The sequence below is a fragment of the Thalassospira sp. TSL5-1 genome (assembly GCF_001907695.1).
Taxonomy (GTDB): domain Bacteria; phylum Pseudomonadota; class Alphaproteobacteria; order Rhodospirillales; family Thalassospiraceae; genus Thalassospira.
This window is the reverse complement of sequence record NZ_KV880637.1, coordinates 880,415-894,346: the sequence shown is the minus strand read 5'-3', so window position 1 is coordinate 894,346 and position 13,932 is coordinate 880,415. Positions and strand designations below refer to the sequence as shown.

10 protein-coding genes are annotated in these 13,932 nt (G+C 54.0%); 7 read left to right on the top strand and 3 right to left on the bottom strand.

Annotated elements, in window-relative coordinates:
• Positions 1-50: 50 nt before the first annotated feature.
• Positions 51-755 carry a cytochrome b/b6 domain-containing protein gene (locus LF95_RS04190; protein WP_073953819.1) on the bottom strand — a complete coding sequence of 235 codons (705 nt, stop codon included), beginning with the start codon at positions 753-755 and terminating at the stop codon, positions 51-53.
• A gap of 289 nt (positions 756-1,044) precedes the next feature.
• On the opposite strand from LF95_RS04190, the gene LF95_RS04185 reads away from it, so the two are divergent.
• The 4 genes from LF95_RS04185 (at position 1,045) to LF95_RS04170 (ending at position 6,281) form a co-directional block, all read left to right on the top strand.
• On the top strand, positions 1,045-2,316 hold the full coding sequence (locus LF95_RS04185) for an imelysin family protein (RefSeq protein ID WP_073953818.1): 1,272 nt from the start codon (positions 1,045-1,047) through the stop codon (positions 2,314-2,316).
• A 170-nt stretch (positions 2,317-2,486) separates the two neighbouring features.
• Positions 2,487-3,989: a di-heme oxidoreductase family protein gene (locus tag LF95_RS04180; protein WP_252509652.1), complete on the top strand. Its 1,503-nt coding sequence runs from the start codon at positions 2,487-2,489 to the stop codon at positions 3,987-3,989.
• Positions 3,990-3,997: 8 nt separating this feature from the next.
• Positions 3,998-5,134 (top strand): imelysin family protein, encoded by a 1,137-nt coding sequence (locus LF95_RS04175; RefSeq protein WP_073953817.1) that lies wholly within the window; start codon positions 3,998-4,000, stop codon positions 5,132-5,134.
• The gene (locus LF95_RS04170; protein ID WP_073953816.1) at positions 5,115-6,281 is read left to right on the top strand and encodes a DUF1513 domain-containing protein; all 1,167 of its coding nucleotides are present in this window, start codon (positions 5,115-5,117) and stop codon (positions 6,279-6,281) included. Before LF95_RS04175 ends, LF95_RS04170 begins: the two co-directional genes overlap by 20 nt.
• A gap of 469 nt (positions 6,282-6,750) precedes the next feature.
• On the opposite strand, the gene LF95_RS04165 is transcribed toward LF95_RS04170, so the two are convergent.
• Positions 6,751-8,595, bottom strand: a complete 1,845-nt coding sequence (locus LF95_RS04165) for an ABC transporter ATP-binding protein (protein ID WP_073953815.1) — start codon at positions 8,593-8,595, stop codon at positions 6,751-6,753.
• A 100-nt stretch (positions 8,596-8,695) separates the two neighbouring features.
• Positions 8,696-9,859 carry a M20 aminoacylase family protein gene (locus tag LF95_RS04160; protein ID WP_073953814.1) on the bottom strand — a complete coding sequence of 388 codons (1,164 nt, stop codon included), beginning with the start codon at positions 9,857-9,859 and terminating at the stop codon, positions 8,696-8,698.
• Between the two features lie 321 nt (positions 9,860-10,180).
• On the opposite strand from LF95_RS04160, the gene LF95_RS04155 reads away from it, so the two are divergent.
• The 3 genes from LF95_RS04155 to LF95_RS04145 all read left to right on the top strand — a co-directional run bounded on the left by LF95_RS04155 (position 10,181) and on the right by LF95_RS04145 (position 13,894).
• Positions 10,181-11,890, top strand: a complete 1,710-nt coding sequence (locus tag LF95_RS04155; RefSeq protein WP_073953813.1) for a peptide ABC transporter substrate-binding protein — start codon at positions 10,181-10,183, stop codon at positions 11,888-11,890.
• A 74-nt stretch (positions 11,891-11,964) separates the two neighbouring features.
• The gene (locus LF95_RS04150) at positions 11,965-12,978 is read left to right on the top strand and encodes an ABC transporter permease (protein WP_073953812.1); all 1,014 of its coding nucleotides are present in this window, start codon (positions 11,965-11,967) and stop codon (positions 12,976-12,978) included.
• Positions 12,971-13,894 carry an ABC transporter permease gene (locus LF95_RS04145; RefSeq protein ID WP_073953811.1) on the top strand — a complete coding sequence of 308 codons (924 nt, stop codon included), beginning with the start codon at positions 12,971-12,973 and terminating at the stop codon, positions 13,892-13,894. Before LF95_RS04150 ends, LF95_RS04145 begins: the two co-directional genes overlap by 8 nt.
• Positions 13,895-13,932 lie beyond the last annotated feature (38 nt).

Below are 13,932 nucleotides of genomic sequence, written 5' to 3'. Positions count from 1 at the left end.
ATTTTTGTCATTGCGGATTTTAAAGTCCAATCACCAAATCGGACGCCATCTTATCCGGCGCGTGCAACCGTAATAATGGCGGCAACAATTCCCGCACAGATCAGCAAAATCAGCAATCCCAACCATGCCGATTTGAATTTGATCGCGGCAAACCGCCCGGCAATGCTGGCGGGCACTTTGCGCGATCCTGTAATCATCGGGCCAATCAGGTTTTCATTTTTCAGAAACAGATAACCAATTGCCGCCGTCACGTGCAGGCCAACCGCGATGTAAATCAGATTGATATTCACATGGTGAATATAGTTCATGGTATTGGCAAAATCGGACGGTACATATTTGACCAGCGGCCCGTCAAAAAACAAAAAGGTGTTTTCGCTGGCAAACAGCCCGGTAAAGGCCTGAACGGCCACCAGGATCAGCAGCACAACCACCATCAACCCGCCCGCAGGGTTATGCCCGGCATAGGCCAGTTCTTCCTCGCTGCCTTTGGGAAGTTTGCGCAAATAGGACAGGGCCGCAAACGGCCCTTTGACAAAAGAGACAAAACGCGCATTTGAACTGCCAACAATGCCCCACACAATACGGAACAGAACCAGCGTCAAAACCGTGTAACCGGCCAGTTCATGGATATTGATAATGGCTTCCTGGTTGGTCCACCAGGCCGTTACAATGGCTATCACCAGCGCCCAATGAAACAGGCGCACCGGAAAATCCCATTGCCTGATCTTGATCTTTTGTGCGTTCTCGCCGTGCATGCCGTGCCTCGTTAAATTTAATTCGGGTCTTACGGATGGGGAACAACGGTTTATCAGGCCAAAACCCGGCCCACATTCCCCGATACCCCATCATGCCATTTTGCCGCAATCAACCTTATTGCGCTGCACACAATTTGGTTACTGCATTTGGTTACTGCCGCCAAATGACATCAATTGCAGACGATTGTGATTTTCATATGCAATTGATTTGTTGAAAATCATTCTCACAAGCAGTATCAATATGACGGTGAGATGCTTGATCTACAAACAGGGACGGACAGATATTCCTATGAAATTTTCAAAAATCCTTGGTACCGCGGCCGTCATGGGGGTGCTTGGGGCACCGTTGGCCCATGCCGCCCCGGATGCCGAAGCCATCATGAAAAATTATGCTGACATCGCACATGCAGGCTATGCCGATGCGGAATCAACGGCCAAAACGCTTGAGGCCGCTGTAAACGACCTGATTGCCAATCCGTCGGAAGAGACCCTTAAAAAGGCACGCGCAGCCTGGATTGCCTCACGTCCGTCCTATCAGCAGACCGAAGTTTACCGTTTCGGCAACCCGATTGTGGATGACTGGGAAGGCAAGGTAAATGCCTGGCCGCTTGATGAAGGGCTGATCGATTATGTCGATGGCGACCTTTATGGCAGCGAAAACGAAGAAAACCCGGCTTATACCGCCAATGTCATTGCCAACAAGGAATTGAAAATTGGCAGTGAAACCATTGATGCGTCCACCATCGATGCCGATCTTCTGCAGAAACTGCATGAACTTGACGGTGTTGAAGCCAACGTCGCCACCGGCTATCACGCCATTGAATTTCTGCTGTGGGGGCAGGATTTGAATGGAACCGGCCCCGGTGCCGGCGACCGCCCCTGGACCGACTATGCCAAGGGTGATGCCTGCACACATGGCAATTGCGACCGTCGCGGTGAATTCCTTAAAGCCGCCACCGAACTGCTGGTGTCGGACCTGGCCTGGATGACCGAACAGTGGGATGACGGGGGCGAAGCCCGCGAACATGTCATGGATGGCAATGGCTCGGTCGGGTTGACTGCCGAAATCACCGGCATGGGATCGCTTTCCTATGGCGAACTGGGTGGCGAGCGCACCAAACTTGGTCTGCTGTTGCATGATCCGGAAGAAAGCCATGACTGCTTCTCGGACAATACCCACAATTCGCATTATTACGATGCGCTGGGTATCCAGAATGTCTATCTTGGCAAATACACCCGCACCGATGGCAGTGTTGTCGAAGGTCCGTCGCTGTCGGACCTGGTTGCGGCCAACAATGCCGACCTCGACAAGGAAATCAAAGCCAAGCTGGCGGCCTCGGTTGCAGCCGGTCAGGCAATGGTTGATCGTGCCAATAACGGCGAACATTTCGACCAGATGATTGCCGCAGGCAATGATGAAGGCAATGCTGCCGTTCAGAAATTTGTCGATGCCCTGGTTGACCAGACCAAATCGATCGAACAGATCGTGCCGGCCATCGGCCTTGAAAGCATCAGCTTTGAAGGATCAGACAGCCTTGACAATCCTTCTGCGGTTAACTGATCAGGCTTTTTCTGATTAACGCAACAGATTGTCTGATCTGCCGCGCGGCGAAGGTTTTTCCTTCGCCGCGTTCTCCGTTTCCGGCCCTGTCGTTCGGGTATTGTCGTCAACGCGGCCCCTGCCCGCATTAACAGGCCGGTTTGGTCTTTCATTGCATAAAGTTTCCCGCAATGTCCCTGCCCCACCTTTCTGCCTTTCGCCGCCGGTCTTTTCGCGCATCCTGTTTTTCGCTTATGGTTCTGGGCTGTGGCCTGGGGTTAAACCTGCCCGCCTTTGCAAATTCTCCCTCACAGCCCGGTGCGTTGCCCGACGATGCCTATCCCGGTGGCACAACAACCTGGCTAAAAGAAACAGGCCGTTCCGCCTTTACCCATCCATCGGCCAATATGGCCTTTGACAAAAGGATGGATTTCAAACTGGGCGAGGCGCTTTTTCAGCGCATGTGGGTGGCGGCCCCAACCAAAACCCACACAACCGACGGGCTGGGACCGCTTTACAATTCACGCTCCTGCATTGGCTGCCATGTGCGCAATGGACGCGGCCACGCGCTTGATCCGCAAAACGATACGGATCGCGCGGCTGTTGCCATGCTGCTGCGGCTGTCCATTCCACCACAAAATGAAACCGACCGTGCCCTTCTTGCCAGTGGCAGGGTCAATGCCATTCCCGACCCGGTATATGGCAACCAGTTTCAGGAACTCTCTGTGCCCGGCATCCCGGCGGAGGGGCGCGTTCTGGTAACATATCAGGACCAGACCATTACATTGGCGAACGGCGAAACTGTTACCTTGCACAAACCCGATTACCAGCTGGACGAACTCGCCTATGGCCCCACCCATGACGGGCTGATGATTTCCCCCCGCATCGCGCCGCAAGTGATCGGTCTTGGCCTGCTTGAAGCCATTCCCGAGGATATGATTATCGCGCAGGCAGACCCTGATGATGCCAATGGCGATGGCATTTCGGGCAAGGCAAACCGGGTTTGGGATATTGCAACACAAAAGATCGGTCTGGGCCGGTTTGGCTGGAAGGCGGGCATGCCCACCCTGGACCAGCAAAACCAGAATGCCATGCAGTTCGATGTTGGCCTGTCCAATACCCTGTATCCTGATGGTGCGGGCGATTGCACCCCGGCACAAACCCTGTGCCGCGCGGCCCCCAATGGCAATAGCCCCCAATATGACAACCTCGAAGCACACGGCACGATTACCGACCTGATCCTGTATTACACCCGCAATCTTGCCCCGCCGATGCGGCCCAATGCCGCCGACCCCGATGTTCTGGCAGGCAAGCAGATCTTTAAAGACATTGGCTGTGCAAGCTGCCATCGCCCCAGCTATCAGCTACCGGTCAATGACCAGCAGCCAGAGCTGTCCGGGCAGTTGATCTGGCCTTATAGCGACCTATTGTTACATGATATGGGCGATGGCCTGGCCGACCACCGGCCCGAAGCCCTGGCAACCGGTTCGGAATGGCGTACACCGCCCTTATGGGGCCTGGGACGGACAAAGGAAATTGATTCCCGCGCCAGTTTCCTGCATGACGGACGGGCCAACACCATTCTGGAAGCCGTTTTGTGGCATGGGGGCGAAGCGCAAACCGCGCGCGATGCCGTCATTGCCTTGCCGCAAACCGACCGCAACAAACTGATCGCATTTTTGAAATCGCTTTAGGGGGTATCATGCCGCTTCTCAAAACCGGCCCACGCCGGATGCTCGCCGGGATGATCGTGACCATCACCACCGGGTTTCTGGCCGCACCACCCGCACAAGCTGACCTGCCCGATGAACAGTATCACGATGTTATCGTGCATCTGCTCTCCAACGTGATGCCACCGCAGCTTGATGCCCTTCACAAGGCAACCTCGTCACTTGCATCCGACATGCCGGAATTTTGCAAAAAACCGAACCAAAACGGCCTGGATGAAATGCGCAAGGGCTTTCATGCCGCGATGGATCGCTGGCAGGAAGTCCAACCGTGGCGCATGGGCCCGATGATGGCCGAAGGCCGCGACCAGTTGATTGAATATTGGCCCGACAAACACGGCACAGCGGCCCGCCAGTTTCGCCTGTTGCTGCGCAACAAGCCGCCGCTTTATACCAACCCGGCCAAAATCGGCGAAGCCAGTGCCGCACTTCAGGGTTTCCCCGCCCTGGAGGAAGTTTTGTTCAACCCGAAACTGGCTGACGAAATTGTGGCTGCCGACAAAGACGGGGCCTATTTGTGCCAGTATGGCATGGCAATTTCAGCCAACCTTGAAAAACTGACCGGCGAGTTGGTGGCCGAATGGCCCGCCTTTGCCGATGCCATGATGAATGCCGGGCCCGACAGCATGGATTACCCGACAGCCAAATTTGCCGCGACCGACCTGTACCGTGCCCTGCATGAAGGCATGCTGATTATTATCAGCCAAAAACTGGCGCGCCCGCTGGGCGAAGGGCCCGATGATGCCAATGCCAAGCGGGCTGAAAGCTGGCGCTCGGAACGGTCGCTGCGCAATATTTCCCATAACCTGAAATCGTTATTTGCCATTTATGACGGCAAACTGAATGGGGCTGGCGAAAGCGGCAAGGGCATGGTGGCCCTGATCGGGGCGGATAGCCTATTGGATAAATCCTTCCGTCTGAACTGGCAGCAAATTCGCGACGCCAGCGACGCCCTGCCCGATTCAATGGTGCAGGTTTTGGCAAAGCCCGACGGGTATGAGAAAATTCAGGATCTGGAAAACCAGGTCGCCTACGGCGTGATGCTGGTGGAAAATGACATTGGCGGTCACACCGAACTGGGAGGAGGTTTCAATGCCCTTGACGGAGACTGATTTCAATTCCAAGCGCCGCGATGTTTTGCGCCTGATCGGCCTTGGCGGGGCCATTACCTTCCTGCCCGCCGGGTTTGCCCGTGCCGCTACCAATGTCACCGCCCCCGAAGACCGCGCGGTTTATATCAGTGCCAGTGCTGGCAATCATGACGATTTTTATGTCAGTGCCTTTAATGCCCAGGGCAAAATTCTGTATGAACAGCCACTGCCGGGCCGGGGGCATGATATTGGCCTGCGTCCCAACCATGTCGATGTTGCCGCGGTTGAACGCCGCCCGGGCCTTTATGCCCTGATCCTCAACCGCCATACAGGCGAGGTACGCGCCACCTTAAAAAGCCCGGAAGACCGGCGTTTTTACGGTCACTCGATCTATTCAAATGACGGGCGTTACCTGTATATCACCGAAAATGATTTTGAAAATGCCCGTGGGGTGATTTCGGTGTGGGATGCGCAAAACGGGTACAAACGGGTTGCCGAATTTGACAGTTTTGGCATGGGCCCGCACGAACTGCATTTGCTGCCCGACGGCGAAAGCATCGCCATTGCCAATGGCGGCCTTAAAACCCATCCCGATTTTGATGGCAGAACGCCGCTTAATATCGACACAATGGCCCCGAACCTGACGGTGATTAACCGCCAAACCGGTGAAAAGCTCTATCAAACCCGGCTAAAAGACGACTGGCACAAACTGTCCATCCGCCATATCGATGTCGCCCGCGACGGCACCATTGCCACGGGCTTTCAATATCATGGCGGGTTAAATGACGAAGTGCCGCTGGTTGGTATCTGGAAACCCGGCAAAACCGACCTTCACGCCCTGGAAGCCCCCAATACGGTACAATACCGCATGCGCCAATATTGCGGCAGTGTGCGCTTTGATGCCTCAGGCTCGGTCTTTGCAATTTCCTGTCCGCGCGGCGGTGTGATCACCTTTTGGGATGCACAAAACCACACATTCCTGACCAACATTGCCGCCCCCGATGGTTGCGGCCTGGCGGCGACCAACCGCAAGGGCGAATTTGTCGGCACCAGTGGGCTGGGCGATGGCTGGCGCATGGATGCCCTGAACCGCAAACGCGAAGAGCTGCCCGACGATTCGCTTAAATCGCTTAAATGGGACAATCATTTGCAGCGTGTTGCCACCTAACCCGTAAAAAAACGCTATCATGCAAAAAGGCCGCAACGAAAATTGCGGCCTTTTATTTTTCCATAAAATACATTTATATCAATTCGTTAACCCGCCATGAGTGCAACCAGATCGACAACACCACGGCAGGAAACGAAACAATCTCAATTTTTTCTGCAATTGATAACGATTTTCACTTGCGTTCGGAAACAGGCTTCCGTATAAACACTCCAGACACAGCCCGCGAATGAAACCCATTCGCATTTGTCCCCAAAAAGGCTTGTCCTGTCCTGCGGGTCCTCTCTCCTCGCAGGCCTCTCAAGGTGGAATAGTGACGGTAACCGATGCGGGAAACGGTTACCGTCACTTCCGTTTTTAGCCCTATTCTCTCTTCATCAGATCACGGCAAAACAAAACAGGCACCTGCCCGAACAGATGCCTGCTGCCTGTTTACAATCGCCTGGCCGTGACACGGCTCAATGGACAGAAATTAAAGCTGTACAAAGTGGCCTTTGCTGACTTCGCGATATTCCCGCACCGGCGGCACATAATCCAGCCTGCGAACCGGGCTTTTGATTTCATCGACCGCAACATTGCGTTTCATGTCACGGCGCGCCGGGTCCGGGACGGGCACGGCGGCCATCAGCTTTTTGGTATAGTCATGCTGCGGATTGTCAAAAACAGCCTCCCGCGGGCCAATTTCAACAATTTCACCCAAATACATCACCGCAACCCGATGGCTGACCCGCTCCACCACCGCCATATCATGCGAGATAAACAGATACGCCAAATTCATGCTTTGCTGTAAATCCATCAGCAAATTACACACCTGCGCCTTGATCGACACATCCAGCGCCGAAACCGATTCATCGGCAACAATCACCTTCGGGTCCAGCATCAGGGCCCGGGCAATACAAATGCGCTGGCGTTGCCCGCCGGAAAATTCGTGCGGCAGGCGTTTCATCATATCCGCGCCCAGACCGACACGGTCCAGCAGGTCTGCGGCCTTGTCCCGTGCCTGTTTGCGTGTGCCCAAACCGTTTTCGACAAACGGCTCCGCCACAGCAGAACCGATATTCATGCGTGGATTAAGGCTGGCGAACGGGTCCTGAAACACCATCTGGATGCTGCGCCGCATTTGCCGCAGGCCCGGGGCCCGCAAATTCATGACATCATATCCATCGAGCGTAATTTCACCGCTGGTAGGTTCGACCAAACGGGAAATAGACCGCCCGGTCGTGGATTTGCCACAGCCCGATTCCCCAACCAGCGACAATGTTTCGCCCTGAAACAAATCAAACGAGACATTTTCAACCGCGTGAACAGCCCCGGTTTTGCGGCCAAACAGGCCCGAGGTAATATCAAACCGTGTCGTCAGGTTTTTAACCGAAAGGACCGGCGTCATATGATGATCAACGGTATCATCAATTTGGGTATCCCCCGATGCTACACCAGTTTTGGTATCGACAATGGCAAATCGCCGGGGCAGCTGACTGCCCTTCATCGACCCCAATGCCGGCACGGCGGCCAACAGGGCGCGGGTATAAGGATGCTGCCCATGATGAAAAATATCCGCCGTTTTGCCGGTTTCAACTACATCCCCGCGGAACATGACAATGGTACGATCCGAAATTTCGGCGACAACGCCCATATCATGGGTAATAAACAAAACGGCCATCCCTTCTTCTTCCTGAAGGGATTTGATCAGATCCAGGATCTGCCCCTGAATGGTCACATCCAGTGCCGTTGTCGGTTCATCGGCAATCAGCAATTTTGGCTTGCCTGCCAGTGCCATCGCAATCATCACGCGCTGGCGCATTCCGCCCGAAAACTGGTGCGGATATTCGTCAAACCGCGCTGCCGCATTGGGAATTCGGACTTTTTCCAAAAGACGAATGGTTTCAGCACGCGCCTCCTTGGCCGAAATGTCGCGATGACACAGCATGGCTTCGGCAATTTGTTTGCCGATGGGAAAAATCGGATTCAGGCTGGTCATCGGCTCCTGAAAAATCATCGATATTTCATTGCCGCGAATATGGCGCATGGGTTCGGGGGGCAGGGACAACAAATTCTGCCCGCCAAACATAATCTGACCTTCGGTTTTGGCATTATGCTTGTGTAACAGCCCCATAATCGATAGCGACGTCACACTTTTACCCGACCCGGATTCACCGACAATGGCAACGGTTTCACCCGGTGAAATATCAAAATTGATATTTCGGATGACTTTTTTCCATTCGTGTCCAACACGAAATGAGGTTGAAAGATTTTCAACACTCAGAACTGGTCCCAACAAACCGCTGGCAACGTCCGGCGCGGCAGTAACTGTCGGCATGGAATACCCCCTGATGTGGTATATTAAATATTATTGCCCACATTTTGCGGGTCATTTTAATCATAAAGGCAAAATGGGCCCCAAAGGGCCCATTATAAAATCAGGCGGCCAGTTTGCCTTCAACCAGCGACACCCAATAGCTGATGCCAAACGGCAAAACATCGTCGTTAAAGTCATATTCTGGATGATGCAGGTTGGCGCTATCGCCATTACCAACGAACACAAACGCACCCGGGCGGGCTTCCAGCATATAGGAAAAATCCTCAGCCCCCATCACCGGCGGCGGGTTGGTATTAACCGCGTCCTGCCCCGAAACCGACTGTGCAACCGAGGTGACAAAATCGGTTTGATCATCATGGTTACGGGTAATCGGATACCCACGGTGATAATCGACCTTGGCCGAACCGCCCATAATCCTGGCGGTGCCCTCGACAATCTCAATAAAGCGTTTTTCCGCCATATCGCGAATTTCCGGGAGCAGGGTTCTTACCGTGCCCTTCATCGTCACATCGGCCGGGATCACATTGTGGGCCTCGCCGCCATGAATGGCGGTAATCGATACCACCAGCGATTCCAGCGGGTCGGTTTCACGCGCCACGATATTTTGCACCGATGTAATAATTTGTGCGGCAATCAACACTGGGTCAACGCCCAGATGCGGGGTTGATGCGTGGCCGCCCTTGCCGGTAACGGTGACTTCAAAATGATCTGCGGCAGCCATAACCGGCCCTTTGCGAATGGCAAAATGCCCCACCGGCAAGCCCGGCGAGTTGTGCATGCCATAAACTTCCTCGATGGCAAATTTTTCCATCAAACCATCCTGGACCATAGCCAGGCCGCCCCCGCCACCTTCTTCCGCCGGCTGGAAGATCAACGCAACAGAACCTTTAAAATTTCGGGTCTGCGCCAGGTATTTGGCTGCCCCCAGCAACATTGCGGTATGACCATCATGGCCACAGGCGTGCATTTTACCGGGTGTTTTCGAGGCCCATTCAACCGGGCCGGCCTCCAGGATCGGCAGGGCGTCCATGTCCGCACGCAAGCCAATAACGGGGCCATCCCCGCCCTTGCCCTTGATAATGCCGACAACACCGGTTTTTCCCAATCCGTAATCTACGCTATCGCAGCCAAACTCTTTTAACTTGGCCTCGACAAATTTCGACGTTTCAAAAACATCAAACAGCAATTCGGGATGCTCATGCAGGTAACGTCTCCATGCAGCAACCTCCGCATAGATTTCATTAGACTGATTTAAAACAGGCATAGGTGGTGGCCTCACTGATTTTAAATGTTGTGTGATTTTTTTTCGTGACCCCACAATGGTACGCATCACAAACTTCGATCATCAAGAAGAAATGTTTCTTTCTTGAATAAAAAATAGGCTTATGATTTCATCTGTTTGCTAATGCAGCATTTCAATCAAAAAAGGACGACAAACAAAGACCAACGCCAGAATAATCGTTGGGGGGTTTTCCTTTTGCTATCAAAATAGGAACACACGGCAAAAGAACCCTGCTTTTCAGCGATTGAGAAGACAAATACCGAGCCGGATAAACTGGCCGCGTTCAATCAGGGATTTAAATAAATGACCAAATTACGCCTTATGCTGACAGCTTCGGCAGTTGCTTTAACACTTGGCTCAGCCGCAAGCGCCCAAGCCGCAAGGGGATCCGATGGGGAACTCAAGATCCTTTACTGGCAGGCTGTTTCAATCCTGAACCCCTATCTTTCAGGCGGCACCAAGGACCTGCACGGCTCCTCGATGGTAATCGAACCTTTGGCCCGTTACGACGAAAAGGGCAATATGGTTCCCGAACTGGTTGACGAAATCCCGACCATCGAAAATGGTGGCGTTTCCAAAGACCTGAAATCCATTACCTGGAAACTCAGCAAAGACCTCAAATGGTCTGACGGCACCGATTTTACCGCCGACGACGTTGTTTTTACCGCGGATTATTGCCTCGCACCTGACGGCGGCTGCCAGCAGCGCGCCTATTTTTCCGACGTCACCAAGGTAGAAGCCATTGATCCGCTGACGGTCAAAATTACATTTGGCGTGCCCAAACCCTTCCCTTATGGCCCGTTTGTTGGCAGCCAGTCGCCGATCATTCAAAAGGCACAATTCAAGGATTGCATGGGCCCCAAGGCCCCCGAATGCACCGACGCCAACTTTCATCCGCATGGCACCGGCCCGTTCCGGGTTACGGAATTCAAACCAAATGACGTTGTGTCGTTTGAAGCCAATCCGTATTACCGCGTTGCTGACGAACCGCATTTTGCCACGGCTGTCCTGAAAGGCGGCGGTGATGCCGCATCAGCCGCCCGCGCCGTTCTGGAAACCGGCGAATATGACTATGCCTGGAACCTGCAGGTTGAACCGGAAATCCTGGCCCAGATGGCACAGGCTGGCAAAGGTGTGATCATTTCTTCGTTTGGCACCCAGGTTGAACGCCTTGAAGTCAACCCGTATAATGCCAGTGCTTCGGCCGGTGACGCACGCTCCACAAAACAGGCGGCCCCCAACCCCGCCCTGTCGGATCCGGCTGTCCGTCGTGCCCTGTCGATGGCCATTGACCGTGACCTGCTGGTTGAAGCCGGGTACGGCGAAGCAGGCCGCCCAACCTGTAATTTTGTCCCGGCCCCTGAAATCTATGCCTCCACCGCCAATGACTGGTGCCTTAAGCAGGACATTCCCGGTGCCAACAAACTGCTTGATGATGCCGGCTGGAAAATGGGTTCAGACGGGGTGCGAACCAAGGATGGTGCCCGCCTGTCGCTGATTTACCAAACCTCGACCAACTCTGTCCGACAAGGGACACAGGCACTGGTCAAACAGATGTGGCAGCAAATCGGCGTTGAAACCGAACTGCGCAACACCGACCCGTCGGTCTTCTTTGGGGGCGACCCGGCAAGCCCGGATACCTTCCAGAAATTTTATTCCGACATTGAAATGTACACCAACAATTTTGACGGCACCGACCCGGAGAAATACCTTGCCGGTCGTATGTGCAACAAAATTCCCAGCCCGGAAAATGGCTGGCTTGGCGAAAACATTTCGCGCTATTGCGACCCGGCCTATGACAAGCTGGCCGCCAAGCTGGCCGAAACAGGCAAGCTTGCTGATCGTGCCGAAATCGCCAAAAAAATGAACGATATGCTCATTGAATCCGGCACCATGATTCCGCTGATCCATCGCGGTGATGTGTCCGCCCGCGCGGCATCCATTGAAGGCGTTCGCATGAACTCCTGGGATTCGCAACTGTGGAACGTCGCTTCCTGGTCGCGGAAAAAATAAATCCAGACTGGCCGGGCCTGTAGCAATACAGGCCCGCGCTGCTTTCTGTCTTTCCTCCAGTCTGGAGCGCCTCCATGCTGAATTATACCTTACGCAGGCTGATGTTTGCGATCCCCACCCTGTTGGTGATCAGCTTCATCATCTTTGCCCTGCTGGACCTTGCCCCGAATGATCCGACGGGCAACCTCCCCCTGACCATCCCGCCCGAAGTCCGCGAACAAATTCGCCAGTCGCTTGGCCTGGGCGATCCTTTTCTGGTTCGCTATCTCAAATGGCTGCATCAGTTCTTTGTCAATGAACCGCTTAATATCCTTTCGCAAATTACCGGGGCGGAGATTTTTGAATCTGCCGACCGCCTGCGCATTCGTTCCTGGGCAACCCGCAGCCCAGTGGTGGACCTGATTGTGCAACGCATGCCGCAAACCCTGTGGGTTGTGGGCATGTCCTATATAGTCGGCATTCTGATCGCCATTCCGATCGGGATCATTTCCGCCTACAAGCAATATTCAATCTTTGACCAGCTTGGCACATTCATATCGATGGTTGGTTTTTCGGTTCCGACCTTCTTTACCGGTGTTCTGCTGATTGTGGTTTTCAGTGCCAATCTGCACTGGTTTCCATCGATCTATGATACCAATCACGAGGTCACGGACTGGCCAAGTTTCCTGTTTCAAATCAAACAGATGTTCCTGCCCGTCACGGTTTTGGCACTGTATAACACCTCGCAGATCAGCCGCTTTGTCCGTGCCTCCATGCTGGAAAACCTCAACCAGGATTATGTCCGCACCGCACGCGCCAAAGGGGTTAAGGAACGTACCGTCCTACTGGTACATGTCTTGCGCAACAGCCTGATCCCGGTTGTCACCGTGATTGCCTTGGGTGTGCCCACCGTATTTTCCGGCGCGATCATCACCGAACAGATTTTTCGCGTGAACGGACTGGGGCAATTGCTGATTACGTCCATTCAGGGCGGCGATATTCCGGTTGTGCAAACCCTGACTTTCATTTTCGCGGTTCTGATTGTGCTGTTCAATCTGATCGCCGACGTGCTGTACGGTATTCTAGATCCGAGGATTCGCTATGACTGAAGCCACGCAACCCGAGATCGGACAAGATGCCCTGCCGCAGGAACGGTCGCGCGCCATGCAGTTATGGGGGCGTTTTCGCGATCATAAAGGCGGCATCATCGGGGCTGTCGTTTTTCTGATCATCATTCTTGCCGTCACCATCGGCCCCTACATCCACACCATCGACCCGCAATTTCTCGACATCCGGTCGAAAAATCAGGGACCCAGCCTGGTTCATCCCTTTGGCACCGATAACCTTGGCCGGGATATGCTAGCCCAGGTGCTGGCGGGCGGGCGTTTATCGCTGTCGGTTGGTATGGTGGCAATGGCCCTGTCGCTGTTTTTAGGCACTGTGGTCGGGCTTTTATCAGGCTATGTCAAATGGCTGGACGGCCCGCTGATGCGGCTGACCGACCTTTTCCTGGCCTTGCCACTTTTGCCGTTGCTACTGGTCATTATCATGCTGTTTCGCGAAAGTCTGAGGGCCATATTCGGCCCTGAAACCGGGATATTTATCCTGATTGTTTTCGTGATTGGCATTACCAGCTGGATGCACACTGCCCGCATTGTACGCGGCGATGTGCTGGCGATTAAAAACCAGGAATTCATTCTGGCAGCAAAAAGTGGCGGCACGCGGGAATTCAACATCGTCCTGCGTCATCTTCTGCCCAATGTCATGAGCTCGATCATGGTTTCGGCAACCCTTGGCATTGCCACCGCCATCATCACGGAATCCGCCCTTAGTTTCCTTGGGCTTGGCTTCCCGTCCGACTTCCCGACCTGGGGGCGTTTGCTTTATGACGGGGCGAATTTCCTGCAAATTACGCCGTCGCGGGTTTTGTGGCCCGGCCTTGCCATTTCGCTGACCGTATTAAGTGTAAACTATATGGGCGATGCCTTCCGCGATGCCCTGGACCCGCACAAGGTCAAACATTAAGGGCACCATAACAGCCCCGCCAAAACAAAAGGCCGCCG

Bases quoted from the DNA above. Each gene is read 5' to 3' on its own strand.
- LF95_RS04190 (WP_073953819.1), bottom strand. From the start codon at position 755: ATGCACGGCGAGAACGCACAAAAGATCAAGATCAGGCAATGGGATTTT.
- LF95_RS04185 (WP_073953818.1), top strand. From the start codon at position 1,045: ATGAAATTTTCAAAAATCCTTGGTACCGCGGCCGTCATGGGGGTGCTT.
- LF95_RS04180 (WP_252509652.1), top strand. From the start codon at position 2,487: ATGTCCCTGCCCCACCTTTCTGCCTTTCGCCGCCGGTCTTTTCGCGCA.
- LF95_RS04175 (WP_073953817.1), top strand. From the start codon at position 3,998: ATGCCGCTTCTCAAAACCGGCCCACGCCGGATGCTCGCCGGGATGATC.
- LF95_RS04170 (WP_073953816.1), top strand. From the start codon at position 5,115: ATGCCCTTGACGGAGACTGATTTCAATTCCAAGCGCCGCGATGTTTTG.
- LF95_RS04165 (WP_073953815.1), bottom strand. From the start codon at position 8,595: ATGCCGACAGTTACTGCCGCGCCGGACGTTGCCAGCGGTTTGTTGGGA.
- LF95_RS04160 (WP_073953814.1), bottom strand. From the start codon at position 9,859: ATGCCTGTTTTAAATCAGTCTAATGAAATCTATGCGGAGGTTGCTGCA.
- LF95_RS04155 (WP_073953813.1), top strand. From the start codon at position 10,181: ATGACCAAATTACGCCTTATGCTGACAGCTTCGGCAGTTGCTTTAACA.
- LF95_RS04150 (WP_073953812.1), top strand. From the start codon at position 11,965: ATGCTGAATTATACCTTACGCAGGCTGATGTTTGCGATCCCCACCCTG.
- LF95_RS04145 (WP_073953811.1), top strand. From the start codon at position 12,971: ATGACTGAAGCCACGCAACCCGAGATCGGACAAGATGCCCTGCCGCAG.